At 60.3% G+C, this 234-nt stretch carries 1 protein-coding gene; it reads right to left on the reverse strand.

Annotation, left to right across the window (positions count from 1 at the left end):
* On the reverse strand, nt 1-234 hold a 234-nt coding region (locus tag SCA31_RS25605; RefSeq protein ID WP_410699730.1), incomplete at both ends, for a response regulator transcription factor.

Genomic DNA, 234 nt, shown 5'->3' on the forward strand with positions numbered 1-234 from the left:
GCCTGTTTCGTAGGCGTACACCACGACCTGGACCCTATCGCGCAGTTGCAATTTGCTCAGAATCCGGCGGACATGGGTCTTCACAGTCGCCTCGGAGAGGAAGAACTTGTGCGCGATGTCCGCATTGGACAGGCCTTCAGCGATGGTCGTAAGGATCTCCGTTTCCCTCGGCGTCAGGCCATCAAGAAGGTGATCCCTGGGCGGCGTCTGCGGGTTACCCGGCACCGAACCTCC

It is taken from the genome of Chryseobacterium sp. SIMBA_028 (assembly GCF_046535285.1).
Classification (GTDB): Bacteria; Bacteroidota; Bacteroidia; order Flavobacteriales; family Weeksellaceae; genus Chryseobacterium.